General features: G+C 44.9%; 25 protein-coding genes. 13 read left to right on the top strand and 12 right to left on the bottom strand.

Translation table 11 applies throughout. The annotated features are described in order from the left end of the window. Positions 1 to 11: 11 nt before the first annotated feature. Both GFS24_RS14460 and GFS24_RS14455 read left to right on the top strand, forming a co-directional pair. Positions 12 to 554 carry an RNA polymerase sigma factor gene (locus GFS24_RS14460; protein WP_253906489.1) on the top strand — a complete coding sequence of 181 codons (543 nt, stop codon included), beginning with the start codon at positions 12 to 14 and terminating at the stop codon, positions 552 to 554. Next, a complete protein-coding gene (locus GFS24_RS14455) occupies positions 554 to 2,038 on the top strand; it encodes a carboxypeptidase-like regulatory domain-containing protein (protein WP_153660366.1) in 1,485 nt (494 codons plus the stop codon). The genes GFS24_RS14460 and GFS24_RS14455 overlap by 1 nt, the downstream gene beginning before the upstream one ends. Before the next feature lie 306 nt (positions 2,039 to 2,344). Here GFS24_RS14455 and GFS24_RS14450 read toward each other — a convergent pair whose 3' ends face one another. The 6 genes from GFS24_RS14450 to mutY form a co-directional block, all read right to left on the bottom strand. Then, positions 2,345 to 3,724: a LutB/LldF family L-lactate oxidation iron-sulfur protein gene (locus GFS24_RS14450; protein WP_153660365.1), complete on the bottom strand. Its 1,380-nt coding sequence runs from the start codon at positions 3,722 to 3,724 to the stop codon at positions 2,345 to 2,347. 21 nt (positions 3,725 to 3,745) lie between these two features. Continuing rightward, positions 3,746 to 4,321 (bottom strand): DUF3109 family protein, encoded by a 576-nt coding sequence (locus GFS24_RS14445; protein ID WP_153660364.1) that lies wholly within the window; start codon positions 4,319 to 4,321, stop codon positions 3,746 to 3,748. Between the two features lie 7 nt (positions 4,322 to 4,328). Next, a complete protein-coding gene (gene gldD / locus GFS24_RS14440; protein ID WP_153660363.1) occupies positions 4,329 to 4,925 on the bottom strand; it encodes a gliding motility lipoprotein GldD in 597 nt (198 codons plus the stop codon). Continuing rightward, the gene (gene gldE / locus GFS24_RS14435; RefSeq protein ID WP_253906488.1) at positions 4,922 to 6,226 is read right to left on the bottom strand and encodes a gliding motility-associated protein GldE; all 1,305 of its coding nucleotides are present in this window, start codon (positions 6,224 to 6,226) and stop codon (positions 4,922 to 4,924) included. The genes gldD and gldE overlap by 4 nt, the downstream gene beginning before the upstream one ends. A gap of 164 nt (positions 6,227 to 6,390) precedes the next feature. After that, on the bottom strand, positions 6,391 to 6,858 hold the full coding sequence (locus GFS24_RS14430; RefSeq protein WP_153660361.1) for a single-stranded DNA-binding protein: 468 nt from the start codon (positions 6,856 to 6,858) through the stop codon (positions 6,391 to 6,393). Positions 6,859 to 7,038: 180 nt separating this feature from the next. Beyond that, positions 7,039 to 8,097 carry an A/G-specific adenine glycosylase gene (gene mutY, locus GFS24_RS14425; RefSeq protein ID WP_153660360.1) on the bottom strand — a complete coding sequence of 353 codons (1,059 nt, stop codon included), beginning with the start codon at positions 8,095 to 8,097 and terminating at the stop codon, positions 7,039 to 7,041. Positions 8,098 to 8,321: 224 nt separating this feature from the next. Between mutY and GFS24_RS14420 the strand changes: the two genes are divergently transcribed. From GFS24_RS14420 to GFS24_RS14405, 4 genes are all read left to right on the top strand, one after another. Continuing rightward, positions 8,322 to 8,609, top strand: a complete 288-nt coding sequence (locus tag GFS24_RS14420; protein WP_029464490.1) for an HU family DNA-binding protein — start codon at positions 8,322 to 8,324, stop codon at positions 8,607 to 8,609. 68 nt (positions 8,610 to 8,677) lie between these two features. Further along, a complete protein-coding gene (locus GFS24_RS29450) occupies positions 8,678 to 9,484 on the top strand; it encodes a tetratricopeptide repeat protein (RefSeq protein ID WP_173003083.1) in 807 nt (268 codons plus the stop codon). A gap of 444 nt (positions 9,485 to 9,928) precedes the next feature. Then, the gene (locus GFS24_RS14410) at positions 9,929 to 11,473 is read left to right on the top strand and encodes an Rne/Rng family ribonuclease (protein WP_153660358.1); all 1,545 of its coding nucleotides are present in this window, start codon (positions 9,929 to 9,931) and stop codon (positions 11,471 to 11,473) included. 113 nt (positions 11,474 to 11,586) lie between these two features. Further along, positions 11,587 to 13,263, top strand: coding sequence for a murein L,D-transpeptidase (locus GFS24_RS14405; protein WP_153660357.1), 1,677 nt, complete (start codon positions 11,587 to 11,589; stop codon positions 13,261 to 13,263). Here the strand turns inward: GFS24_RS14405 and GFS24_RS14400 are convergent. Further along, on the bottom strand, positions 13,246 to 14,070 hold the full coding sequence (locus GFS24_RS14400; protein WP_153660356.1) for a CPBP family intramembrane glutamic endopeptidase: 825 nt from the start codon (positions 14,068 to 14,070) through the stop codon (positions 13,246 to 13,248). The genes GFS24_RS14405 and GFS24_RS14400 overlap by 18 nt on opposite strands. Positions 14,071 to 14,190: 120 nt before the next feature. On the opposite strand from GFS24_RS14400, the gene GFS24_RS14395 reads away from it, so the two are divergent. The 7 genes from GFS24_RS14395 (at position 14,191) to GFS24_RS14365 (ending at position 19,275) form a co-directional block, all read left to right on the top strand. Further along, entirely contained in the window at positions 14,191 to 14,571 is a 381-nt protein-coding gene (locus GFS24_RS14395; protein ID WP_153660355.1) for a RidA family protein, read from the top strand. Between the two features lie 4 nt (positions 14,572 to 14,575). Next, positions 14,576 to 15,211, top strand: a complete 636-nt coding sequence (locus GFS24_RS14390) for a 3-hydroxyacyl-CoA dehydrogenase family protein (protein WP_153660354.1) — start codon at positions 14,576 to 14,578, stop codon at positions 15,209 to 15,211. Between the two features lie 13 nt (positions 15,212 to 15,224). Continuing rightward, the gene (tsaB, locus tag GFS24_RS14385) at positions 15,225 to 15,902 is read left to right on the top strand and encodes a tRNA (adenosine(37)-N6)-threonylcarbamoyltransferase complex dimerization subunit type 1 TsaB (protein WP_173003082.1); all 678 of its coding nucleotides are present in this window, start codon (positions 15,225 to 15,227) and stop codon (positions 15,900 to 15,902) included. 303 nt (positions 15,903 to 16,205) lie between these two features. Continuing rightward, positions 16,206 to 16,565 carry a helix-turn-helix transcriptional regulator gene (locus GFS24_RS14380; RefSeq protein ID WP_074241384.1) on the top strand — a complete coding sequence of 120 codons (360 nt, stop codon included), beginning with the start codon at positions 16,206 to 16,208 and terminating at the stop codon, positions 16,563 to 16,565. A gap of 171 nt (positions 16,566 to 16,736) precedes the next feature. Then, on the top strand, positions 16,737 to 18,140 hold the full coding sequence (locus GFS24_RS14375) for a rhodanese-like domain-containing protein (protein ID WP_153660352.1): 1,404 nt from the start codon (positions 16,737 to 16,739) through the stop codon (positions 18,138 to 18,140). Between the two features lie 224 nt (positions 18,141 to 18,364). Continuing rightward, complete coding sequence (locus GFS24_RS14370; RefSeq protein ID WP_153660351.1) at positions 18,365 to 18,856, top strand: BON domain-containing protein; 492 nt, start codon at positions 18,365 to 18,367, stop codon at positions 18,854 to 18,856. Positions 18,857 to 18,900: 44 nt separating this feature from the next. Then, entirely contained in the window at positions 18,901 to 19,275 is a 375-nt protein-coding gene (locus tag GFS24_RS14365; RefSeq protein ID WP_153660350.1) for a LysM peptidoglycan-binding domain-containing protein, read from the top strand. Positions 19,276 to 19,584: 309 nt separating this feature from the next. Here GFS24_RS14365 and GFS24_RS14360 read toward each other — a convergent pair whose 3' ends face one another. From GFS24_RS14360 to GFS24_RS14340, 5 genes are read right to left on the bottom strand one after another with little or no spacing between them, the layout of a single operon-like run. Beyond that, positions 19,585 to 20,472, bottom strand: coding sequence for a lysophospholipid acyltransferase family protein (locus GFS24_RS14360; protein ID WP_153660349.1), 888 nt, complete (start codon positions 20,470 to 20,472; stop codon positions 19,585 to 19,587). Between the two features lie 4 nt (positions 20,473 to 20,476). Continuing rightward, positions 20,477 to 22,075, bottom strand: coding sequence for an L-aspartate oxidase (gene nadB, locus GFS24_RS14355; RefSeq protein ID WP_153660348.1), 1,599 nt, complete (start codon positions 22,073 to 22,075; stop codon positions 20,477 to 20,479). A gap of 27 nt (positions 22,076 to 22,102) precedes the next feature. Continuing rightward, positions 22,103 to 23,719, bottom strand: a complete 1,617-nt coding sequence (locus GFS24_RS14350) for a serine hydrolase (RefSeq protein WP_153660347.1) — start codon at positions 23,717 to 23,719, stop codon at positions 22,103 to 22,105. Between the two features lie 16 nt (positions 23,720 to 23,735). After that, entirely contained in the window at positions 23,736 to 24,401 is a 666-nt protein-coding gene (locus GFS24_RS14345; RefSeq protein WP_153660346.1) for a lysoplasmalogenase, read from the bottom strand. Positions 24,402 to 24,436: 35 nt separating this feature from the next. Then, positions 24,437 to 25,774, bottom strand: a complete 1,338-nt coding sequence (locus tag GFS24_RS14340; protein WP_153660345.1) for a PAS domain-containing sensor histidine kinase — start codon at positions 25,772 to 25,774, stop codon at positions 24,437 to 24,439.

The raw sequence follows: 25,774 nt of genomic DNA, 5'->3' as shown, positions 1-25,774 counted from the left end.
TGCAGCAAAATATGATGAAGGACGCAGACGATGCGTGGTTGATCGGGGAATATAAAAAGTCCGGTCAGCTGGAGTATTTGGCGGCATTGTATGAGCGTTACATGAACCTGGTATATGGTGTGTGCCTCAAGTATTTAGATGAAGAAGCCAGCAAGGATGCCGTGATGCAGATCTTTGAGGAGCTGATCGAAAAACTGAAACAGCATGAGGTGCAGAATTTCAGAGGCTGGCTGCATGTATTAAGCAGGAATCATTGCCTGATGAAGATAAGGGCCAATAAAGGCAGGGTGGTGTCCATTGACGACAATGGAATTATGGAATCGGGCGAAAATTATCATCCTGATAACGGATTCAGTATGGAGTCCAACCTCCAGGCCATGGAAAAGTGCCTGGAAACCTTACCCGAAGAGCAAAAGCGGAGTGTGGACCTGTTCTATTTACAGGAAAAGAGCTATCGCGAAGTGGCAGATATCACGGGTTACGAGATGAATAAAGTAAAGAGCTATATTCAGAACGGGAAAAGGAACCTAAAACTTTGTATGGATAAAAATTAATGGCTGATAATCAACAATATATCACCCCCACGGCGGAACTGATCCGCCAGTACCTGGAAGGCAAACTGGATGGGAAAACCATGCATGCCCTCGAAAAACAGGCGCTGGATGATCCGTTCCTGGCAGAAGCGCTGGAAGGATATGCAAAATATCCGGCAGATCAGCAGTCCGCCATGAGTGAACTGCAAAGGCGTTTACAGGAAAGGGTAAGCCCTGCCTCCAAAAAGGTGCGGGTGATGGATTATCGTTGGCTGGCAGCAGCTTCTGTGTTGGTGTTATTGTGTATTACAGGGGTGCTGTTCCTGAACAGGTCTGAAAAGCAGCCAGAGATTGCACAGGTTGCGCCGCCTGTTGTTGTGGATAGTGTTAAAGTGGATACAGCCATAGCTGAGGAGGAAAAAACGCAACCTGCATTGAGTTTGAACAGATCAGCTCCAGCCTCCAAACCAGCAAAAGAAATAGCAGCCCCCGAAGCAGAAGAAGCAAAAAGCGCTCCTCAGATAAGGATCCGTGGTAATTCAACAGTAAAAGATTCCGCTGCATTGGTCTTATTGGATGGCGTACCTGTTAATGTAGATTCCATCAATCCGACAGAAATTGCAGATATGAAGGTATTGAAAGATGCGTCTGCTACTGCATTATATGGTGCAAGAGCTGCAAACGGGGCAGTAGTGATCACTTCTATAAAAGCAAAACAGGCAGCAGAGAGAAGATACGGAGGTGTTCCAGCACCCAGGTCACTTGATTCAGGCTATTCCTTCTTTTCAAAAAATATCGATACCGTTTACATTGGCAGTAATAAACCAAAACCAGGTGAACTGGATTCAAAAGTAGAAGGCCTCGTAACCGGTGCAAAATCAAACTTCTCTAATTATTATACTGACGATAATGTACGCAAGATCAGTGGTGTGGTGGTAGATGAAAAAACAGGCAAACGGATGCCTGGTGTGACCATACTTTTAAAGGGCACCAGCAAGGGAGCAGTTACTGATACTGCCGGTAGTTTTGCGCTGTTTGCTGCTAAGGATAAAGCAGAATTGGCGTTCTCTTTCCTGGGGTATGATAAGAAGGAAGTAACCGTTCCGTTAAGTACCAGCAACCTGAATGTAGCCCTGCCTGCAAACAATGAACGATTGACGGAAACAGTCATAGCAGGTTATAGCAATAAAGCAAAGAAAACCCTTCAGCAGTCACCTTATCCGTTAATTGGTGATGAAGCATACAGCATTTACCTGATCACCATAAAAACAATAGAAATACCAGATCTGAAAACTCCCGTAACCGGCTCAGTACAGATCTCCTTCAGCGTAATGCCGGATAGTACTTTACAGGATTTTAAGGTATTACAGGGCTTAGGAAAAACAGCAGACAGTATTGCTATCCAGCATATAAAAGAAGGGCCTAAATGGCTACCTGCATCCAATAATAAAAAGGCGACGGTGAAGGTGTTGGTGCCGGTTGGGTTGATTAAAAAATCAGAGTAAAGAACCCTGGCGGCAGAGAGTATGTTTTATTATTTAAGGAAGAACTTCTTTAAAGATGTTGAAACCTACCCCAAAAGAAGAGAAACCTCCGCCCTTTGCTGCGCGGCAAACTCCCGACATTATTTAAGGAAGAATTTCTTTTAAAGATGTTGAAACCTACCCCAAAAGAAGAGAAACCTCCGCCCTTTGCTGCGCGGCAAATTCCCGACATTATTTAAGGAAGAACTTCTTTTTAAAGATGTTGAAACCTACCCCAAAAAAAGAAACCTCCGCCCTTTGCTGCGCGGCAAAGTCCCTGTAAAAAAATTATTTCTTCCTCTCCTTCCACAACTGGTTAAATGACTTCGGCGCAAACACAGGCATCTCTCGTTCATCACTACCCCATGCATTCCCGAATAATTTCCCCACAACAAGGTTCTTCGTTTTACCCCCCACGAGATTCATCATCCTGCGGCTCAGACAAGCCTGTTTCCAGCCAAACCAACCCAGCTTCTCAGCCCCGGTAGTATGATTCTGTTCCACAGCCTGATGCCGGTTATGCAGCAAAAGCTCATGAAGATTAATGCGCACAGGACAAACCTCGGTACAATTCCCGCAAAGGGAAGACGCAAAGCTGAGGTGCATATATTTTTCCATCCCTTGCAGATGAGGTGTGATCACCGCACCGATAGGACCGCTATAAGTAGTATTGTAAGTATGGCCGCCGATATTCTTGTAAACCGGACAAGCGTTCAAACAGGAACCGCAACGAATGCAGTAAAGACTTTCACGCGCTACTTCATCTTTGAGGATGTTCGTACGGCCGTTGTCTAAAAAGATCACATACATCTCATCAGGCCCATCAATTTCCCCTTCCTGGCGTGGGCCCGTGAAGATGGTATTGTAAGAAGTGATCTGTTGCCCGGTACCGTAAGTGGCCAGCAGTGGCCAGAAGAGCGCGAGGTCATTCATGGAAGGCAGTACCTTCTCAATACCAACCAGTGCGATATGTGTTTTAGGAAAAGAAGTACTTAACCGTGCGTTGCCTTCATTTTCTGTAACGGCAATGCCGCCAATGTCAGCAATGATGAAGTTGGCGCCGGTGATGCCTACTTCTGCATCCAGGTATTTCTGACGAAGTTTATGGCGGGCTACAAGCGTGAGCTGTTCAGGATTAAGCCCCGGATCAGTGCCCAGTTTTTCATGGAACAGTTGCGCGATCTGTTCCTTGCTTTTATGCATGGCCGGCGTAACAATGTGGTACGGCGGTTCATTATCCAGTTGCTGAATGTATTCTCCCAGGTCCGTTTCTACACTTTCGATATTGTTCTCCTGGAGGAAATCGTTCAGATGGATCTCTTCCGTGGCCATCGATTTACTCTTCACAACGGTTTTACAGTTCTTTGCCTTGCAGATCTCGAGGATCGCTTCCCTTGCCTGTTCTGCCGTTTCTGCCCAGATCACCTTTCCACCGCGTTTCAAAAAGTTCATTTCAAAATCTTCCAGGTATTTGTCCAGGTTCTCAATGGCTTTCCATTTCACGTTCTTCGCCCGTTCACGCGCAGTAGGAAGATCAGCGAACTGATGCTTGCCATTTTTAACGGCCGCATTGTACTTGCTGATATTGAAGTTGATCGTTTTGCGGTGACTCAGATCAGCCGCTTTTATTTCGCTTTCGGAAAGAAAGGTGCTTGCCGTCTTATTCATATGCCTGTAAAGATAGTGATATCAATCATTTAAATGCTGCTTAGTAGCTATCTTATCCAGCACAGCATAAAATTCAGCGCCATATTTTCGGGTGATGGCTTCTTTGAGGAATTTGTAAACAGGCACTTTCAGCTCATTGCCCAGTTTGCAGGCAGGTTTGCAGATGCTCCATTTATCGTAGTTCACCGCTTCAAAAGATTCGTATTTGGTAATGCGAATGGGGTAGAGGTGACAGGAGATGGGCTTTTTATAATTCACCACGCCATCGTTATATGCTTTTTCAATACCGCATCCTACGTGGCCGGATTCATTGATGGTGGCGTATGCGCAGATTGCGCCGTTCACGATGGGCGTAACATGACCATGTTCATCATCCCAGGTATGCAGTCCTGTTTTTTCTATTTCTTTAATGCCTTCTTCGCGGAGGTAAGGTTTGATCTTAGGGTAGATCTTTTTGAGGATCTTGAGTTCAGCTTCCTCAAGGGGCGCGCCACAATCTCCTGCTACACAGCAGGCGCCTTTGCATGCATTCAGGTTGCACACGAAGTTTTTTTCTATCACATCATCGCTGATGTGTTTATCATCGATCACTATCATCTTTCACTCAATTAGCTTTCCATTTCAGCGTATTCACCAGATGCCACATGTCCTCCTGTAGGAATTTCTGCATGGGGGCCAGTGAATCTGCATTAGGTGGAGCATAAAAGTACAACGCTCCGCGCAAATAATGATGTATTGAATCCGTGGCGTAAAATTGTTTTGCCGAGGCCGCATTGCCGCCTACCTGGTAAAACAGGCCATGAACGTTGTTGGGTGTATTAATTTCCACTTCGTCAATACCATCTGCTTTGAGGGTATGTTTATAAGTGAGTTTGAAGGCGTCGTTAATGAGTTTATCCAGCGAATTCTGCTGCCCTACTACTTTGTAGCTCATATACACCTTACTGTTGAATTCCGGGAATTCCACATTGATCCACCAGGGATTTTCTGCTTTGGCATCAAAAAAGAGGGTATCCTTTACGATGTTGGCGTATACGGGATATTCAAAAGAGTAGGGGTACCCCGGCTCATTGAAAAGGCGGTATTCTTTTTTTGGAAAGTCTACCCGGAAAAAACCTCTGGGTTTAGGCGTAAAGCCTTGTGGCTGGCAGGCCGCAGTGCAGAGTATAACTGCCAGGAGAAAATAAATTACCGGTCTCATTCGCTTTCAATACCTGTTTTATTGCTGATCTGCACTTTCTGGATGCGCATTTTGGTGACTTCGAGTACGGTGAAATCAAAGTGCTCAAAGCTGATCACGCTGTTCTCTTCCGGGAATTTGCCGGATAGTTCAAGGATCAGCCCGCCGATGGAATCACTTTCCCCTTTTACGGATTCAAAGGTATCCGGGGCAATGTCCATGATGCGGCAAACGTCGTTCAGCATGGTTTTGCCTTCGAAAACGTAGGTATGATCGTTTACTTTATTGTAGTTGAACTCGTCTTCGTCAAATTCATCCTTTATGTCCCCGATCACTTCTTCCATGATATCTTCCAGGGTAACGATGCCGGATGTACCGCCAAATTCATCCACTACCACGGCAAAATGCATATGGCGGGTCTGGAATTCATTGAGGAGGTCTTCTATCAGTTTGTGTTCGTGCACAAAGAAGGGCTGGCGTAATACTTCGTGCCAGTCGAAGTTATTTCCTTTATCCAGGTGTTGCAGGAGATCTTTTGTGTGGATCACGCCTACGATGGTATCCAGGTTGTTTTTATATACGGGGAGGCGGGAATAGTGGAGTTCGGCTACTTTTTTCACCACATCGCCAAAGGGCATATCATATTCCAGTCCATTTACATCCAGGCGGGTGCGCATGATCTGTTTAACAGCAATATTGCCAAATTTGAGGATGCCGCGCACGATGTTCTTTTCTTCCTGGGAGGCGCCGGGTTCCACACTCATTTCGATCACTTCATCGATCTCATGGTAGTTAATGGGCCGGGTACTTCTGTGAAAGAGGCGGGCTTCAATGCCTTCGCTCATGTTCACAAAGAAATTGCTGATGGGTTCCAGGGTGGCATGGATAATATGGATGAACCAGGCAAAATAAGTAGCAAAACGCATATTATTCTGGGTGGCCCATACCCTTGGAAGGATCTGGCCAAAGAACAACAGTACAAGAGTGATGATGGCGATCCGCACGATGAAGGAGAGGAATTCCAGCTCCCGCAGGCTTTCTACCTGTGCAATGAGGTAGTTGGTAATGAAAATGAAGGCAATATTAAACAGAATGTTGGCGATCTGGAGGGAAGCTAGTAATGGTTTCGGGTTCTCCAGTAACCGTGTGATCATTTTTCCGGCATTGTTTTGCCGGGTTTTGAGCACATTCAGGTCTTTGTAGGTAAGCGAAAAAAAAGCTACTTCGGCGCCGGATACAATGAAGGTGAGCAGGAGTAAGATGAAAATAACCAGCAAAAACACCACTACATTGGGCGACGGTGACGCCAGATCTTGTAACAAAACACTCGAAAACGGTAAAATGCTAGCCGATGGGTAAGCCAAGATAATAAGCTTTGGTCAAAAATAAGGGGAAAGTAATTCTTGTCTGACGTGAGTTGAATCGCTTTCCCGCATGCAAATATAAAGAATTACCGTTACGGGCGGATAGTCTATTATAACTTAACTTAGAAAGGAAGATCGTCGGCAGGTTCGCTCAGGGGAGGAAGTTCGTAACCCTCTCCGTGAGGGGCTCCGGGTCCGCCGGGGGTAGATGATCCTGCGGCATGGTGGGGAATATGGTGGTCGCCATTGTTAACATCCATCCTTTTATCCAGCATAACCAGGTTATCGCCTACTACTTCGGTGGCAAATTTCTTGTTTCCTTCTTTGTCTTCCCAGCTCCGGGTGCGCAGGCGCCCTTCGATGTACACTAAACTGCCTTTGTGGAGGTATTTCTGGGCCAGTTCGGCCAGGCCTCTCCAAAGAACTACAGTATGCCATTCTGTTTGGGAAATGAGTTTGCCGGCACGGTCTTTAAATGTTTCGGTGGTGGCAAGGGAGAATTTAGCCACGGCGATATTACCTTCCAGAAATTGAACATCGGGGTCTCTGCCAAGATTGCCAATCAGGATTACTTTATTAACACCTCTCATAATTGTAGGTTTTAATCTGTCCTATAAAAAATTCATCTCACGGTCAACCTTTCTAAAGTTAATATTTTTTTCCAATCAACGAATAGAATTTTTACCATTCCTTAAACGTTGTAATGCTTTGTCTGTAGGTAGTTTTAGGGAAGAATAGACAGGTAATAGTACTAATTGGGTTCTACTGCGTCATCGTTGCAGGTAATCCACTATGATCTTGGGAAAGGCCAGTTTTTGCAGTTGTTTTTCAGTAACCAGCTGATATCCATCCGGCATTTTAAAAGAGGAGGGCACTTCTAAGCGGATAAATCTTGCATGGATGGTCTGATGCGTGAGCTGCTGCTTTATTTCTGCAGTGGAATCCACGATCTTGTAGTCGAGATCGCCCAGCAGACTTTGAAAACCAGTGGATTGTTGCAGGGCGGAATCGGTGGCGGGAGCAGATGTTTCAAACAGAACAAACTCGTGGAGGTTCTGCCAGATGTCTTTCCCGGTGCGTTTGCGAATGAAAACCCGGCCTTCCTGTTCCAGCAGGAGGTAATGAAAGTACCTCTTTTTGATCTTGAGCTTCTTGGATTTAACCGGAACAAGATCCGTCAGTCCTTTCTGATAAGCCTCACATTTTGAGGCCAGTAAGCAGGATTGGCACAAGGGTTGCTGCGGTTTACATACCACCGCGCCAAAATCCATAATTGCCTGATTATAAGCGCCTGCCTGGTCTTTAGGGAGCACCTCATTAGCCAGGGTGGTAAAGAGTTTTTTGCCAACTGTAGTATCGATCGGAGTATCTATGCCAAAATACCTTGCCAGCACACGGTACACATTTCCATCCAGTACGGCGTAAGGAAGATTGAAAGCAAAAGAAGCAATGGCGGCGGCTGTATAGGCGCCAACACCTTTGAGTGCGGCAATTTCTTCGTAGGTCTGCGGGAACTGGTTCTTATGTGTGGAGGCAATGGTGCGGGCGGCTGCCAGCATATTTTTACAGCGGGCATAATAGCCGAGGCCTTGCCAGAGGCGGAAGACTTCTTCCTCCGGGGCTTTGGCCAGTTTATCAACCGTAGGATAGTTGCCAATGAACCTTTCGTAATACGGCCAGCCTTGCTCAACGCGGGTTTGCTGCAAAATGATCTCTGAAAGCCAGATGCGATAAGGATTTTTTTCACCTTTCCAGGGCATGGTCCGGCGGTTATGGAGGCGGTTCCATGTAAGGATACAGTCCGTAAAAAATCGTTTAGTATCGTTCATTTGCACAAAATAATTTATATATGTCGATGTTTTTTTATATATTCGTGTTCCTTAAGTATTCATTAGTATTGGATTCTAGGGATTTAGGTGGTATCTGAGGCACAAATAAAGGCATTTTTTGTTGTCGGTATCTATAACAAAAAAAATTAAATTTTATTTCCTTGATACTACCGCCTTTAATTTTTTTTAATTAACTTTGAAAACAAGTAATCCTCCGCTTCATTATGAGAAAAGCTGATTTGATTAACAACATTGCTGAAAAAACCGGCATCCCCAAAGTAGATGTGTTAGTAACACTCGAGGCCATGTTCAAGGAAGTTAAGGAGGCGTTAGCAAATGGCGAACATATCTACATTCGCGGATTCGGTAGCTTCATTACGAAAAAGCGTGCAGCCAAGATTGGCCGTAACATTAAGAAAAATGTTGCTGTTGAAATCCCCGAGCACTACATTCCAGCATTTAAGCCATCCAAAGAGTTCGTTGCCGAAGTAAAGAAGCTTAAAAGTTCTTAGATTTGCATCCTAATATTTTTTAGGTGCAAAAAAATCAACTACTTCTTATTGGTCTTGCTGTTGCCGTAGTGTCGGTTCTATTCGCATTTGGTCGTATAACGCCGAAGGAGCACGGGCATGAACATGCCTCTGCTCCGGGGAACACTATGCCAGAAGGCCAGGCCGCCACTGTAGCGGACTTTACCGATTTGCTTAAAAAAGCAAAAGAGAAAGTTCCTGCAGATAAGCTGGCTGAAATCACTCAACTGGAGAACACCGTTGTACGCGGTGACGTTAGCACACAACAGGCTACTGCCTACAGGCAGCTTTATACTATTTGGGACCATCTCAATGAGCTCCCTATAGCGGCATATTATGCAGCCGAAGCCGCTAAGTTGGAAAATTCCGGAAAAAACCTCACCTTTGCAGCCAATTTATTTTTAGACCATCTCTCGCATACACAAGACGCGGGCGTAAGGATGTGGGAAGCCAATATGGCTTTAGAGTTGCTGGACAGGGCTATCGCGCTTGAACCTAACAATGACACGCTGAAGATAAAGAAGGGATCGTTGCTGGTAAGTAATACCGGCGAGCCGATGAAGGGTATTGGTATTTTACGGGAAGTAGCGGAAAGGAATCCTGATTTCCTGGACGCACAACTTACTTTAGCCAATTTCAGCATCACTTCCGGGCAGTTTGACAAAGCGATCGACAGAATGGAAAGCGTTTTGAAACGCCATCCTGAGGAGCCGAAAGCCATTTTCCTGCTGGCAGTAGCACATCAGAGCAAAGGAGAGAAAGATAAAGCCATCGAATTGCTAAGGCAGTGCAGGAAGCTCATCAAGGATCCGGCGCTGGCTGCAGAGATAGATGAGTATATTAAAAGCATTAAGTAACACATTACATTATAAATCATTTAAAAAAATAAAAGCGTATGCCCTGCGGAAAGAAAAGAAAAAGACATAAGATCGCAACCCATAAAAGGAAAAAAAGGCTGAGAAAGAACCGTCATAAGAAAGGCAAGAAATAATTCTCCTATTCCCCGCCATTTATACTCACAGGTATAAATAGAGGGCCGGAAGGGCGCGGACTCGATAAATTTTTAACATTCCTGCATGATTTTAGCTTTTATCGTTAAATTGCTGAAGTCATGCAGGTTGTTTACGTAGGTCGGCCTTATAAATTCCGGACTCCACCTGTATATATCACTAAACCCTTTGCAATCCTCAACACGTAGTGAAATGTTGGTTCCATGCCAACTGATCATTTGGGCATGCTGTTGCCAGTGTTAATCACCGGCCTGCATAAAAGTGAAGTATTTATGGATAAAATTTTGACGCTTGAATAAGGAACTGATAATAAATGCAGCACCATCCGGTGTAGAAATTGCATTGCTGGAAGATAAAAAATTAGTGGAACTGCATCATGAAAGCGGGAACCCTAATTTTGCAGTGGGAGACCTTTATTTAGGCAAAGTGAAGAAACTCATCCCCGGTTTAAATGCGGCTTTTGTTGATGTGGGATTCGAAAAGGATGCTTTTTTACATTATACTGATCTGAGTCCGTATATCCGTTCCATCCTCAAATTCACATCACAGGCCATTACCGAAAGGAGCGACTTCGATTTTGCTAAATTCAAGAATGAGGCGGAGATCATCAAAACCGGTAAAATCACCGAAGTACTGGGAGGTAAACCCAACATCCTCGTACAGATCCTCAAAGAGCCCATTTCTTCCAAAGGCCCACGCCTGAGTTGCGAAATTTCCCTTCCCGGCCGCTTTATTGTGATCACACCCTTCAATAACATTGTAGCGGTGTCTAAAAAGATCCACTCTTCCGAAGAAAGAAAGAGATTGCAAAAGATCGTAGAAGCCATCAAGCCAAATAACTTTGGCGTGATAGTACGGACCGCTGCAGAAGGGAAAAAAACAGCGGAATTACATGAAGATCTTACAACGCTGGTAAGCACCTGGAAAACTATCCAGGAAAATCTGCGCAGTGGCACCCCCCCGCAAAAGATATTAAGTGAGCAGACCAAAACGGCCAGCATCCTCCGCGATCTGCTGAACGAGAGCTTTAACCGTATTGTCATTAACGACAAGAACATCTACTCAGATACCAAAACATATATTCAAAAGATTGCCCCGGAGAAACAGGACATCGTTTCCTATTATCACAACGGCGCACCCATTTTCGATCATTTTGGTGTAACCCGCCAGGTTAAAGCTTCCTTCGGGAAAACAGTAAACCTGGATAGCGGCGTATATCTCATCATAGAAGCAACAGAAGCCCTGCACGTAATTGACGTGAACAGCGGTTACAAAAGCTCCAGCAATAACCAGGAACAGAATGCCCTCGCTTCCAACCTGGAGGCTGCTGCGGAAATTGCACGCCAGTTAAGACTGCGCGATCTGGGCGGTATCATCATCATCGATTTCATCGATATGAAACTGCCGGAAAACAAGAAGAGCGTATACGAAGCCATGGAGAAATTCATGACGCTGGACAGAGCCAAACATACCATCCTGCCCATCTCTAAATTTGGCCTCATGCAGATCACCCGCCAAAGGGTGAAACCTGAGATCACTATTTCTGTGGCAGAAGATTGCCCAGCCTGTAAAGGAACCGGCAAGATCGGCGCTTCCATGCTGATCTTTGAAGATATTGAAAAGAATTTGCTGTATCTGCTTAACCATCAGCACAAGGGGTTAACCATTCGCATACATCCTATCCTTCATTCTTATCTCACCAAAGGCTGGCTGAAATCCAAACAATGGAAATGGTTCTTTGAATATAAAAAGTGGATCAAACTGAAAGCTGATAACAATTATCATCTCACGGAATACCGCTTCTTTGACGCGAACGACGAAGAAATTAAATTCTAAGCACCACACCGAAAATATTGAAAGCGACTGTACGAAAGTGCAGTCGCTTTTTTTCTTGCATAATTGTTGTTAGTTTATACAGAACTTACTACTGGTTAAATTGTTATAGTCTTATGCAGAAGATCGTCTACCTCTCCCTCATTGCCATCGTACTACTGGCCGCCTGCCGGCAAAAAGGCGGCAGATCCGAAAAAGATGGTATGAACCGGGATACCAGCCACTACACCAAACAGGAATATATTGCCCAGGTGCTGGATAGTAATTATGTGGGTACTTTCCTGGACAGGAATCCACAGTTTGCTCCTTATGGAGAAGCTATCCGCGACTTTTATCGCAAACGCGGATATCACTACGCCTGGATAAATGAAGAAGGTATTACGGAACAGGCCGGCGGATTTATGAATATGATGCGCCAGGATGAAGAGAGCGGTATTAAAGACAGTACGCTGGACAAAAGCCGCGTAATGGCATTATATGATTCACTGGCCCTGATGGGCGATTCCCTCAACAGGACTGATTCCATTGTACCCATTACAGAATTAGCCCTCACCGGCCAGTTCTTCGTATATGGCAACCTGGTATGGGGCGGCATCACCAGTGATAATGCAAAGAACCTGGAATGGTTCATCCCCCGTAAGAAAATAGACATCAGCAGTTTGCTGGATTCCGTGATCGCTAATCCCAAAGAAAGGATCAGCAAAGAAGAACCCGTGAACCGCCAGTATAAATTGCTGCGGGATGAATTGCAGAAACTGGCCGTCATCGTCAAAAAGAACCCAACATGGGATTCCCTGAAAGTGGCAGATAAAAAGAAAACATTCAAACCCGGAGATTCATCCGTTCTGTTTCCCGTTATAAAACAACGATTAAGCCTGCTCGGTGATCTGAAAGAAAAGGATACTTCCTCACTGTTCACACCCATGCTGGACTCCGCAGTAAAGATCTACCAGGCAAGGATGGGCCATAAAGCGGATGGCATTATCCGCCAGCAAACACTGGATGCATTGAACAGGCCACTGGAACATTACATGCACCAGCTGATGCTGAACATGGAACGGCTCCGTTGGGTACCGGTAGAAGTGAATACGGATTACATCCTCGTAAATATTCCCGAGTTCAAAATGCATGCATATGAGAATGGCAAATTGGCCTGGGATTGTAACGTAGTAGTTGGAACACCGGGAGCAAGTACCGTTATCTTCAGCCGTGAAATGAAATTCGTGGTGTTCAGTCCTTACTGGAATGTGCCGCCGGGTATTTTGGGTAAAGAAGTATTACCGGGCATCAAACGCAGCGGCAATGGTTATCTTAATCGCCTCAATATGGAAATTGTTGGCAGCAGCGGAAAGGTGCTTCCATTAAGTTCCATCAATGTGTCTAAATATTCAGGCAGTAATTTCCCTTACATCGTTCGCCAGAAACCTGGCGGCGCCAACTCATTGGGTAAAGTGAAATTCCTGTTCCCCAACGAATACAACATCTACCTGCACGATACGCCATCCAAAGGATTGTTCAACGAAACAAAACGTTCCTTCAGCCATGGCTGCATCCGCGTATCAGAACCTAAACGCCTCGCGCAATGGTTGCTGCGTAAAGACTCCAGCTGGACGGAAGCAAAAATAGATGCAGCCATGAATGCCGGTAAAGAAAAATATGTAACGCTGAAAGATAAAGTGCCGGTGTACATCGGTTATTTCACCGCCTGGGTGAATTATAAAGGAGAACTGAATTTCAGAGATGATGTGTATGGTCACGATGCCAAACTGGCTAAGTTACTGTTCGGAAAATAGAACTGATTTGGCCCGGATATTTTCTTTGCTCAGATAGGAATGTGGTTTTACATGAAAGGTGAAACGTTTGAGCAGGAAATATCCGGCCACTAATACCAGCACGCAGCAACCCACAATCGTATAATAAGTAGCAGGGTCCGTGATCGCAAACTGAAGAGATCCCCCCGTTATTAATATAGCAGTGGCCGCGTTATTGGTAAGATGAATGAGAAAGCAACTGCAGAGGTCACGCAAGCGCAGATAGAAGAACCCGCAAAGCAAACCCAGCAAAAATGCGCCGGGCATCTGGGATGGGTCCGGATGGGCCAGCATATACAACAGCGAACTTTGCAGTAAAGCAATCCCCCCGGAGTAACGATGTAACAATGCTTCCATAATAATACCCCTGAAAAGCATTTCTTCCATAATAGCCCCTAACAGCACCGTAACAATAATGGTATAGAAAGAGCTGGTATTCACAGAAGTAAAAGATAATTCCTGCCACTGGGGTAAGGGGAGTATAAAATCCACCGCATCTTTTACCACTACCAGTGCAAGCGCCATAGAAAAGGCCAGGAGGAATGTTTCGAGGGAGATATTTATTTTAGGGATCAGCCTGAAATTATCTTTTTGCCGGCTCAGGGCATATAATACCACAGCTATCACACTCACCAGGTGAACGGTAAGGAGGAGAGAAGGATATGCCAGTAAACTATTTCCCGTAAAAAGAAAGGCCGTTGCCGACCCTATTATCCAGCTAACATAAAGCCTGAGCTGCATCTGCCAGGCCCCATTTAGAGAAAGACCATTCAGGGTTTTGACATACATAATCCGTGAGATAATGTTTGTTAGATATGGTATTTCGACTTTGTATTACTTATGCTAATATAATCATTTTGCATATCCGATGCAATAGACTACCCATCTAAAACCTTATTTTTGTAACCTATGGAAAAACAGGTCATTAACACAAATGGTGCCCCGGCGCCAATAGGCCCTTACAACCAGGCTATTAAAGCCGGCAGTACTTTATTTATCTCCGGTCAGATTGCCCTGAATCCTGAAACGGGCCAGATCGAAAAGGATGACATTACTTCGGAAACACACCGGGTGATGCAAAACCTGCGTGCCATCCTTACGGAAGCCGGAATGGATTTTTCTGATGTAGTGAAAACCACCATCTTCATTATGGACATGAATGATTTTTCGCAGATCAATGAAGTATATGGAAAATACTTTTCCGGTTACTTCCCTGCCCGCGAAACTGTTCAGGTAGCAGGATTGCCTAAAGGAGTGAATGTAGAGATTTCCATGATCGCTATTAAATAGCCGGATGAAGATACTTATTACAGGAGATCCCCAACGTTGGGAAGAGCTGCAGAACAGTAAGGATTTTAAAGGGCATGATGTACGTACATCACCAGAACCCACAGACATGCTTGTGGATCTTGTGATTGACCTCTCCCTGGATGAACATCCCAGGAGAGTAGCATTGTATGCATCGTTCCCTTCCGTACCTGTTTTAGCATGCCTTGTGAAACTTAGCACTGCGGAATTGCAGCAGTTTGCAGCAGGATTATCCATTGATCATATTTATGGCTGCAATTTCCTGCCCGGATTTATCAGCATGCCCATATTAGAAATTGCAGGTAAACCGGACGCGCTGATGCAGCAACTGGGTTGGATATACGAAAGTATTGCACCCACCATAGGAATGGTCACACCAAGAGTGATCTCCATGATCATCAACGAAGCCTACTTCACTGCAGAAGAAGGAACCGCATCGCGGGAAGATATAGACACTTCCATGAAGCTGGGCACCAATTATCCGATGGGCCCTTTTGAATGGAGTAAAAAGATAGGTATCCGCCACGTATACGAAGTATTGCAGGCAGTATATCAGCATACCGGGAATGAACGGTATAAGATATGTTCCCTCTTGCAGCAGGAATACGAGGCATTACGATAAAACAGATTTTAGTTTGGCACTGATCCTTCATATAGATACAGCTACGGCTATTGGTTCCGTTTCTCTTTCAGAGAACGGTGTGGCACTGGAAACAATGGAAAACATTGAACAGCGGGACCATGCCGCCACCGTGGGCATCTTTGTAAAAACATTACTGGAGCGGCATCACCGCAGTCCTAAAGAGCTGGATGCCATTGCGGTAAGTGCAGGGCCGGGGTCTTACACCGGACTTCGTGTAGGCGCCGCCACAGCAAAAGGACTTTGCTATACATGGAATAAACCATTGATTGCCATCTCTACTTTACAAATGATGGCCAGTGGTATGCAAACTGCTTACGCAGGAGAAGATGTTTATTTTGCTCCCATGATCGATGCGCGGCGTATGGAGGTATTTACCGCGGTATATAATAAAGATCTTGAACCCGTTTTAGACCCCCAGGCAATGGTCCTGGAATCGCAATCCTTTGATCCTTATATTCTTGTCAAAAAAACCGTTTTTTTTGGTGACGGAGCACCGAAATGGGCTGTTTTATTAGGAGTCCAGCCAAATACCTCATTTCCGGCCTATCATATTTCCGCTGCCCACATGATCCCCTTAGCAGAGAAAGCCTTTTCCAGTAAGGATTTCGAGGACGTTGCCTACTTCACTCCCAACTACTTAAAAGCCTTTTACCACCCCGGAAAAAAGTAACATCCCTTAATTTTTTAGCAGATTTTTAGCATTTGGCCGCATCAGATTACGCATTTTAAAGCGTTATAATCTGAGACAGGCGATTTGGACGGGAAAACATGCCCAAAAGCGTCATAGAAATGTCAAATTGCGATAAAATGTGGCATATTCTAATGATATATTAAAAAAGAAGGTATAGAAATTTTTTTTATTGTGACAGATATTATAATTTTGTATAATCAATATCCGCGATCATTGTCTAATAGTCGCGTTTTACTGTCCGTTGATCCCTGTCATTTCATTATTTTTTAAAACTATTTTGCGATGGAAAAACAATTATTAACTACCTCATCAAATACCCTTATTATTTCGAGAGGTAACAATGAAAAAGATCAGATCAAATTGGATTACATTGCCGTTAAGAAGGCCGCCATGGTGTTGAGAGCCATCAACCACAAGCTGCGCCAGCAAATGATTAAGCTGCTGGAAGACCATAAGCGCATGACCGTAACGGAGATCTATGTGAAGTTGAGATTAGAGCAGTCGGTAGCATCCCAGCACCTCGCTATTTTAAGGCGTGCAGGTATCGTGATTACCGAGAGAGACGGTAAGTTTATTCACTATACTATCAACAAGCAGCGTATTGCTGAAGTTGCTAAGTTTGTCGAAGAGCTGGTGGGATAATCTCATCAAGAGAATCTTTTTCAATGTCAACCGCAGAAAGCGGTTCCAATCCATACTGAAAGACTGTCTTCCACGGAAGATGGTCTTTTTTTATGGATTTTTTGGTTTTACGGCTATCTGACGCTGCACTTGTAACTTCTTCGTATTTTTGCCAAAATCAAAGACGACCATATGTTCATTAAGCAGTTGTACACAGGGTGCTTATCGGAAGCCGCCTATTTTATAGAGTCTGAGGGAGTGGCTGCAGTGATTGATCCGTTACGGGACATTGATACTTACCTGGAATTGGCCCGCGAACGGAATGCCACCATTAAATATATTTTCGAAACCCATTTTCATGCGGACTTTGTGTCCGGCCATCTGGACCTTGCCGCCGCAACAAAAGCGCCCATCATTTACGGGCCAAACACTACCACAAATTTCCCGGTTCATATTGCAGCAGACGGAGAAGAATTTCCGATCGGTAAATTAAAGATCCGTGCGTTGCATACGCCTGGTCATACCATGGAGTCTACCTGTTATTTGCTTTTTGATGAAAAGAACGAACCAAACGCCATCTTCACCGGCGATACTTTATTTGTAGGTGATGTAGGCCGTCCGGACCTTTTCAGCGGTTCGCTCAGTAAAGAAGAACTGGCAGGGCATTTATTTGAATCATTGAACGATAAAATAAAACCCATTCCTGATCATGTGATCGTATATCCGGCTCACGGACCAGGAAGTTCCTGCGGTAAAAATATAGGACCCAATACTTACAGCACCATCGGTGAAGAAAAAGCAACGAACTATGCTTTGCTGGCAACAGATAAAGCTACTTTCATTGCACAGGTAACAGATGGTTTAAGTGCGCCGCCGCAATATTTCCCCATCAATGCAAAGATCAACAAAGAAGGATATGATGCGATGCAGGTGTTGATGGAAAGAGGCCTGAAACCTTTATCAGTAGAAGCGTTCAAAGAGAAGATAAAAGCAGATGCGGTGATCCTCGATACCCGCAATGCCAATATTTTTGTAGACGGATTTGTACCCGGCTCTATCAGCATAGGACTGGAAGGCCGTTTTGCAGAATGGGCAGGCAGCCTCTTACCTTTTAACCAACCCATGATCCTGGTAACAGATGCAGGGCAGGAAGAAGAAACAATTGTACGCCTCGCCCGTGTTGGATTTGATAAAGTAGAAGGATACCTGGAAGGTGGTTACGAAGCCTGGAAAGCAGCCGGTGAAACATTCGACCTGATCATCTCCGTAGATCCTGATGAACTGGCGATGGACATCCCGCATGATCCAAACCTGCTCATCGTAGATGTGCGCAAACCTGCAGAATATGCAGATGGCCATGTACAGGGTGCATTGAATATAACACTCAGTGAATTAACCGATCCCGGTAACCTGGCGGACTTTGAGGATAACCATAACCTCTACGTACATTGCGCCGGTGGATACCGTAGCGTAATAGCCTGCTCTATCATGAAACGGGAAGGTATTCACAACCTGCGTAACGTAAATGGTGGTTTTGCCAAACTAAAAGACCAGGAAGGTATTGAAGTGGTGCAGGAGAAAAATGTACTGAACTAGACTTTAACAAGTTTTTTTAATAAGGCAGCAGGTTTTCCTGCTGCCTTATTTTTTTACAGCCATGTAAGTGCATCTTACAATAGCATATATGATTTAGGCATAAAACACATACAAATAAATGCACTTATAGTAGATAAAAGTAATTACATATCTCATTGCGTAACAATTATTTAAAGTTGTTCTTTCAGCGGGGATTCGTTAAATTCCTATAAAATTTTAATCTTATGAAACAGCGCAAATCCTTTTTACTCGCCTGTCTTGCAATGATGGGTGTTCTCTTGTACGCTTGTGCTCCAAGCGATGCGAAGCTTCAGAAAGAAGTGAATGATAAGTTAGCCACCGCAGCACCGGGCGTAATTGCAGAAGTGAAGAGCGGAGTAGCCACATTGAGTGGAGAGGTGATTGATGATGCTGCAAAAACTACAGCCGGCGACGCTGCCAAAGGCGTTAAAGGCATTAAATCCGTTACCAACAATATCATGGTAACACCTCCACCACCACCTCCGCCACCAGTAGTGATCAACCCTGACGATCTGATCAGGAACAGTGTTGACTCTGCATTGAGTGCTCACGGAATTACAGGTGTAGTTTCCACCGTTGCAAACGGAGAAGTAACATTAACCGGTACCATTGCAAAAGCAGATCTGAAGAAAGTAATGCAGGCTGCTAATGAAGCTAAGCCGAAGAAAGTGCTCAATAAACTGACACTGAAATAAAGCCGGCTTTTCATTCCACCATTAACCTTAAAAAAAGTAATATCATGGCACTACAAGATAAATATGCAACACTCATTCAACAGGCTACCAGCGGCGGTGTTACCGGTTTGCAGGTAGTTGAGCAAAATAATGTGCTGTATGTAACAGGTACTGCTCCCTCCACTGCAGTAAAAGATCAGATCTGGGCCACCTATGAAAAACTAGACCCAGAAATGAGGTCTGGTGACATGGTGCTGAATATTTCTGTAGCAGAAGGTGCAGAGCAGGAATATGAAGTGAAGGCAGGAGATAACCTCAGCAAGATCGCTAAGAACTATCCCGGGCTTACCTGGCAGAAGATCTACGAAGCGAATAAAGATCAGATCAAGAATCCGGATGTGATACAGCCGGGTTGGAAGCTAAAGATACCTTCAGCGTAAGGAAATAAAAAAAGGGTGTTCTTTTCAGAAGGACACCCTTTTTACTAAGAAGCCGTTTAGAGAAGAGTAAGTTTTTTTGTAAGAAACCGTTCCTGAGAAGAACACCCCTTTTTAGTAAGAAGCCGCCCCTACGGGGTGGCTTCTTACTTTTATTCTTTTAAGGAAGGGGGTGGCCTTTTACTTTTATTCTTTTGAGAAAGGGGGCTTCTAGCTTTTAATCTTCAGAGTAAGAGGTAGCCTTTTACTTTTAATCTTTTAAATAAAAAAACCACCACCCCAACGGGGTGTTTATTATTTTTTATTCTGCTCTTATTCCTCCGAAGAAGAAACATTCTCATATTCCGGCTTATAAGCGTGTTTCCAGCGCCTGTGGCTCCAAACCCATACTTCCGGCTGCTCATGTATATTCTGCTCTAAATACCGCACAAAAGCCTCCGTGATCTTTCCTTCCGGTTCCTGTATCGGATGCTCAAAAGCGAGTTTCAATTGTGCCTTATAATATCCTCTCTTCACTTTACGGATATCCGCAAACACCACCGGAATATCATATCTCCTCGCACTCATTTCAGGGCCTTTATAAAAAGGCGTCATCTTATTGAGGAAAGGATACCAATAGCAACGCCGAGGATTACCGGGATTCTGATCTGCTACCAACGCAAGTAAATATTGCTTCCCGATCCAGGGCGCCATGCCTGTTTTCATATCATTCGCCGGCACCAACACCGTACCGAACTTTTCCCGAAAGTGGGTGAACATCCGGTTCATGCCTTTATTAGTAAGCGGCATGAACACTACCAGGAACGGGAATCGAACACCCTGCATGCAAAAAAGATTAGCCCATTCCCAGTTAAAATTATGCCCAAGATGAAGCTGGCAACTTTTACCCTGATCAAATAATCGCTGCAACACGGTAAGGTCACAGTCGAAACGTTTTTGAAGAGAGCTTTTGCTCATGGTGAGCAGCTTGATGGTTTCCACCATCATATCCGTGAGGTTGCGGTAATACTTTTTAGCAATGCATTTTATCTCGGCATCTGTTTTATCAGGGAAAGCCTGTTTCAGGTTATCAAACACCACCTGTTTACGATAGCCGATCACGTTATAAACAAGAAAACACAACCCGTCACTGATGATGTACAACAGCCACAGCGGAAGAATAGAAATGCCATAACAAAAGGCTAATAGAATATAATACATGACCCTACAATGTAATGTTCTGCACCAATTCGCATTTATATGGATAATCAGTATTGTAATGTAAACCCCTGCTTTCTTTACGGAAGGCAGCACTTTTCACGATCAGGTAACCCGCCGTAATAAGGTTCCGCAATTCGCACAGCTGAGGAGAAACAGCCGTTTCACGATAGAGCGCTTCCGTTTCCAGGTGAAGGATATCCAGCCTGCGCATCGCTCTTTCTATCCGCACATTGGTCCGCACAATACCCACATAGTCACTCATGATCTGCTTTAGTTCCTTGAGGCTTTGTGTGATCAGGATCATTTCCTTTGGAGCAGTAGTACCCAGTGTATTCCAGTCCGGTACAGTTTCCTGGAAAGAAGTATTTTCAATAACCTTCACCGCATCCAGGTAACAACGATGTGCAAACACCATGGCTTCCAGCAAAGAGTTGGAAGCAAGCCGGTTGGCCCCATGCAAACCAGTACTGGCACATTCTCCGCAAGCATAGAGATTGCGGATGGAAGTATGGCCCCATTCATCTGTTTTAATACCACCACAGCTATAATGTGCTGCAGGGGCAACAGGGATCATATCTTTCGCCACATCAATTCCCAGCGACTTACACTTTTCGTAAATGTTGGGGAAGTGGTGAATGAATTTTTCCATATCCATATGGCGGCAATCCAGGTACACATGTTCTGTACCCGTGATCTTCATTTCACTGTCAATGGCCCTGGCCACAATATCGCGGGGGGCAAGAGAAAGACGCGGATCATATTTATGCATAAAGTCCTCTCCGTTTTTGTTGCGCAGGATACCACCATCACCGCGAACGGCTTCAGTGATCAGGAAAGAAGGACTTTCATTGGGCTGGTATAATGCAGTGGGATGGAACTGGATAAATTCCATGTTCTCGATCCGCCCCTTTGCGCGGTACACCATGGCTACTCCATCTCCTGTTGCAATCACAGGGTTGGTAGTAGTACGGTACACCTGTCCGTTACCGCCGGTAGCCAGCATGGTAACACGGGAAAGGATCTTTTCTATTTTATTGGTTTTGAGGTTCAGCACATAGATGCCGAAGCACTCAATATCAAGGGTAGATTTAGTAACGAGGTATCCCAGGTGGTGCTGGGTGATGATCTCCACTACAAAGCAATGCGTAATGAGTTCTATATTGCTTTTCCGGCGGATGGCTTCCAGCAGCGCTCTTTCAATTTCCTTGCCGGTAACATCCTTATGATGGATCACCCGGAATTCAGAGTGGCCGCCTTCTTTGCCCAATGCATAATCTCCGTCCGGCGCTTTATCAAAATTGGCGCCCCAGGCGATCAGCTCATTCACACGGTCCGGCCCTTCTTTTACTACGATCTCCACGATCTTTTCATTGCACAGCCCGTCACCTGCAATAAGCGTATCCTCGATGTGTTTTTCAAAGCTGTCATTCTCGAGGTCGTTCACTACGGCAACGCCGCCCTGAGCGTACTTTGTATTCGTCTCGTCCTCTCGGGTTTTGGTAATAATGGTTACCTTCTTATCCGGACATTGCTCCGCCACTTTCAATGCATAAGTGAGCCCTGCAATCCCGGATCCTACTACCAGGAAATCTGTTTGATGCATAGGCCTCAAAATTAGGCAATTATAGCCTTATTTCACCTTTATGAAGGATACATTCCGGGCACGGGATTGAGATACTTTAAATCCGGTTATCTTATTCTGTGCATCCCGCACAAAATATAGAGGCCCGTAGGGAGATCTGAACCCATCTTTATATTGGGCGGTAAGGGTCATTTTGGTGGCCGGCTTTTGCACCAGTTTCAGCGTGATGCCTTCTGCCTCAATAAAGAAGCGGGATTCCGTTTCTTCCGAATAATATTCTCCTGCATACCTGGCGGCATCGCTGTCCTTGTTGATGTTCGAAAATTCAACAGCAGTAAAAACAATTGTGTCTTTATCCGGGGTGGTCTGGCGGAAACCGCCGGGGAGGAATTCAATCCTTCGGCCACCTGCTCTGAAGAGGTCTTTACTAATGGGCGTCATGGATACATCGCCTGCGAAACTCAATTTACCATCTGCTATCGCCACTTTTATACCTGCACCATTTCTCGGGTTCCTATACCAGCCTTCATAACTCCTTAATTTTTCTTCTGTTACGGCATATGGGGGCAAAGGTTTATTTCTTGCAGGGGATGGTTCCGGAATAAAGATGTTCCTCACCATGTTGGCTGCATTGGTGGGAGCATCATCAAATGCAGAGGTGTTACTGAGAAAAGCAAAGATAAGCCCCTGCTTAGGGAAGTATTCAAGGTTTGCGCGGTAGCTGGCAGTAGCGCCGTTATGTACGATCGCATCCTGTCCGTTAAACTTTGTTACCACTAAACCTGCCGTATAATCATGCGCGTTACCATTATTCAACGGCGTTTTCTTTACCTGCTCCGGGAAAAGGGAAGGGCTGCCGAATTTGCCACCGGTGTAGAATAGCACCCACTTCACTAATTCTTCTGTAGTGGTGAGCAAGCCACCGGCACCATACACATCCTCATTCGGCATATCGTTTATATATTTCGCCCCGTTCTGTGAATAAGCCATTGCGCGGCCCGGCACTACTTCTTTATAAAAACGCCATAAAGATTGTTGCATGCCTGCAGGATCAAAAATATGCTTGCGGGTGAATGCTGTGAGTTCTCTGCCGGTTATTCTTTTTGCGACGATGGCCAGTAGAACATAGTTTGAATTGCTATAGATATATTCTGCGCCGGGAATGTTATTCAATTCTTTTTGCTGACACACCATCCATAATGCATCTGCATTACTATAGGTTTTGGTACCACGGGGTGAACTGGTCAATTCCGCTATGCTTCCCCAATCCCGCAGGCCGCTGGTATGATTCATCATGTGCCTTAACGTAATGGGCGTACCATAATCCGGTAACTCCGGAATGTATTTATGCACGTCGTCATTCAAAGAAAGTTTTCCCTGCTGCTCCAATAATAAAATGGCGGCAGCGGTAAATTGTTTGCTCACAGAGCCGGCTTCTATTAATGATTTGGTAGTAAGAGGAACGTTATGTTCGAGGTCCGCCATGCCCCATGCTTTCGAAAAAATGATCTGTCCATTCCTGCTGATGGTGAATTGTGCACCAGGCATTTCAGGTGTATACCTGGAAAAGGCAGATTCTATTTTAGCCAGTGTATCCTGCCAGGTTTGGGCAAATGAGCTAACAGAGATAATGCAGGAAAGAATGAATAGGGAAAGCGTTTTCATAACATTAAAATACAATTTATTTCACCGTCTTCAAATATTTGACACTGCCCTCTACGATCATCCATTGTGCCAATCCATACGTTAACATCACCAGCAAAGAACTACCGGGAAAGGACATATAAAATTTCTCCGTGGCCAGGATAGAATCAGATATTACAAAGAGGGTAGCGCCTCCTACACATAACCTGCCCCATTGTGCACCATGCACACTAAATGCAAAAACAGCAGAGAGTAACATGATAGTGATCACCGCGGTATAGGCTATTACCGCAGGCATTAATGCTCCCAGGTGAGGATAGAGGAAACGCACAAAAAAACCTGCATAAGCCAGTATCAGTAGCGCTGCTATCCATTCTCTATAACCCACTTTGGGTTTTGGTTTCACCCATATAAAGTAACTGGTGTACAGGATATGTGCCAACAGAAAACTAATCAGGCCGGGAATGAAAAAATCCCCGAAGAGCAGGAACACATCTCCCCACCAGGAAAAGATGATAGCCATGAAAATAAAGTTGCGTACGGGATGATAAAGACCGCCTGCCTGCCACCAGCAATAGCAGCCCAGGAGTATCATCAGCAAAGGTTTGGTAACATATCTGGCATAAGGGATATCACATAGTATGATCAGCAGATCAGCTAATAGTATCAGGAAGTAAATTGCGCCCCAGGTTTTTGGTTGCATAGGCTCGTGGAAATATCCGGCAACTTACTTGAATTTTAAGTATTAAGCAATATATAAAAAGTTGTACCCTTTGAAGGGGGGCTTACTACCTTCAACTGACCGCCATGCATTTGAATGATCTGCTGGGAAAGGCTCAATCCAATGCCGGAGCCTTTCTTCTTAGTAGTAAAGAAAGGAATGAAGATCCTTTCCATGGCTTCCGGTTCTATGCCCGGGCCATTATCTGCTATTTCAAGCACGATCTGTTGCGCATTCCCTAAGGTGCCTTTTACCGTGATCCAGGGTTTGTTGGTTTGCTCCAGCGCATCCATGGCGTTCTTGATCAGGTTGATCAGTACCATTTGCAGTTGGGTTTCATCTGCATGGATCTCAATATTATCCGGTGAAACATGTGCGCGGTAAATGATACCTGCTGCTTTCATTTCAGGCAGTAGCAGATTACTCACTGCATTCACGAGTTGTTTTAAGTTAACGTTGGTGAATTGTGGTTTAGGTAAAGTGGTGTAATCACGGTACGCGTTCACAAAGTTCATGATCCCTTTGCTGCGGCTCTCAATAGTTTCCAGCGCTTCTTTCAGATCTTCCACCGCTTCCGTATGATCTCCATCCGGTGTGGCCATATCATACTTTACAATCTCCTGCATGGTACCAATGAGGCTCACAATAGGCGTAACGGAATTCATGATCTCATGGCGCAGGATCTTGGTGAGGTTCTGCCATGCTTCCAGTTCTTTTTGCTGGAGTTCCGCATGAATGTTTTGCAGAGAGATCAGTTTTACCAGCCTGCCCTGCAATCTTACGGTTGCGGCATGAATAGAAAGCTGCTGGCCATTCTGCGTGGCATACAGGGATTTTTGTCCTGCCGGTAATTGCATTAATAATTCGGAAAGGTCCGGGTGTGCGTTCTTTAATTCATCCAGGTACCGGAGGCGATAAATGCCCATGAGCCGGAAAGCCGCAGGATTGATCAGCTCTATCTTGCCATCCGTATCAAAAGATAATACACCTATACTGATGTGCTGAATGATGGTATCAATGTATTTGAGATTAGCTTCCCGCTCAGCACGCGTCTGACGGAATGCTTCCAGTACTTCGTTGAACTGGTGGTTCAGCCCACTGAAGCTTTTGCCCAGTTTATTATCTCCGCTGAAACGGATAGAAAAATCTTCATAACGGATAGCCTCCAGGAACAAGGTGAGCTTGCGGTTCACCCTGTTCAGATAATAGTACAGCCCAAAGATCTGCACCAGCAGCAATGGCGCAACAAGGATTACTACCAGTTGGTAGCTGTTCCACCAAAGCCAGCATCCCACCATGATCGTAACGATCATGAGTATGATGCGTAAAAGAATATAGAGGCTGAACCTGTTCAT

This window comes from Chitinophaga sp. SYP-B3965, from assembly GCF_009647655.1.
Lineage (GTDB): Bacteria > Bacteroidota > Bacteroidia > Chitinophagales > Chitinophagaceae > Chitinophaga.
The sequence above is the reverse complement of the archived record's forward strand: the minus strand, read 5'-3'. Positions and strand labels throughout refer to the sequence as shown.

Excerpts from the sequence above, each read along its gene's own strand:
- GFS24_RS14460 (WP_253906489.1), top strand. The coding sequence starts at position 12 with ATGATGAAGGACGCAGACGATGCGTGGTTGATCGGGGAATATAAAAAG.
- GFS24_RS14365 (WP_153660350.1), top strand. The coding sequence starts at position 18,901 with ATGGCACTACAAGATAAATATGCAACACTCATTCAACAGGCTACCAGC.
- GFS24_RS14445 (WP_153660364.1), bottom strand. The coding sequence starts at position 4,321 with ATGATAGTGATCGATGATAAACACATCAGCGATGATGTGATAGAAAAA.
- GFS24_RS14395 (WP_153660355.1), top strand. The coding sequence starts at position 14,191 with ATGGAAAAACAGGTCATTAACACAAATGGTGCCCCGGCGCCAATAGGC.
- GFS24_RS14380 (WP_074241384.1), top strand. The coding sequence starts at position 16,206 with ATGGAAAAACAATTATTAACTACCTCATCAAATACCCTTATTATTTCG.
- GFS24_RS14350 (WP_153660347.1), bottom strand. The coding sequence starts at position 23,719 with ATGAAAACGCTTTCCCTATTCATTCTTTCCTGCATTATCTCTGTTAGC.
- GFS24_RS14370 (WP_153660351.1), top strand. The coding sequence starts at position 18,365 with ATGAAACAGCGCAAATCCTTTTTACTCGCCTGTCTTGCAATGATGGGT.
- GFS24_RS14340 (WP_153660345.1), bottom strand. The coding sequence starts at position 25,774 with ATGAACAGGTTCAGCCTCTATATTCTTTTACGCATCATACTCATGATC.
- GFS24_RS14405 (WP_153660357.1), top strand. The coding sequence starts at position 11,587 with ATGCAGAAGATCGTCTACCTCTCCCTCATTGCCATCGTACTACTGGCC.
- GFS24_RS14430 (WP_153660361.1), bottom strand. The coding sequence starts at position 6,858 with ATGAGAGGTGTTAATAAAGTAATCCTGATTGGCAATCTTGGCAGAGAC.
- GFS24_RS14375 (WP_153660352.1), top strand. The coding sequence starts at position 16,737 with ATGTTCATTAAGCAGTTGTACACAGGGTGCTTATCGGAAGCCGCCTAT.
- GFS24_RS14400 (WP_153660356.1), bottom strand. The coding sequence starts at position 14,070 with ATGTATGTCAAAACCCTGAATGGTCTTTCTCTAAATGGGGCCTGGCAG.
- GFS24_RS14420 (WP_029464490.1), top strand. The coding sequence starts at position 8,322 with ATGAGAAAAGCTGATTTGATTAACAACATTGCTGAAAAAACCGGCATC.
- GFS24_RS14455 (WP_153660366.1), top strand. The coding sequence starts at position 554 with ATGGCTGATAATCAACAATATATCACCCCCACGGCGGAACTGATCCGC.
- mutY (WP_153660360.1), bottom strand. The coding sequence starts at position 8,097 with ATGAACGATACTAAACGATTTTTTACGGACTGTATCCTTACATGGAAC.
- GFS24_RS14345 (WP_153660346.1), bottom strand. The coding sequence starts at position 24,401 with ATGCAACCAAAAACCTGGGGCGCAATTTACTTCCTGATACTATTAGCT.
- GFS24_RS14390 (WP_153660354.1), top strand. The coding sequence starts at position 14,576 with ATGAAGATACTTATTACAGGAGATCCCCAACGTTGGGAAGAGCTGCAG.
- GFS24_RS14450 (WP_153660365.1), bottom strand. The coding sequence starts at position 3,724 with ATGAATAAGACGGCAAGCACCTTTCTTTCCGAAAGCGAAATAAAAGCG.
- nadB (WP_153660348.1), bottom strand. The coding sequence starts at position 22,075 with ATGCATCAAACAGATTTCCTGGTAGTAGGATCCGGGATTGCAGGGCTC.
- gldD (WP_153660363.1), bottom strand. The coding sequence starts at position 4,925 with ATGAGACCGGTAATTTATTTTCTCCTGGCAGTTATACTCTGCACTGCG.
- GFS24_RS14360 (WP_153660349.1), bottom strand. The coding sequence starts at position 20,472 with ATGTATTATATTCTATTAGCCTTTTGTTATGGCATTTCTATTCTTCCG.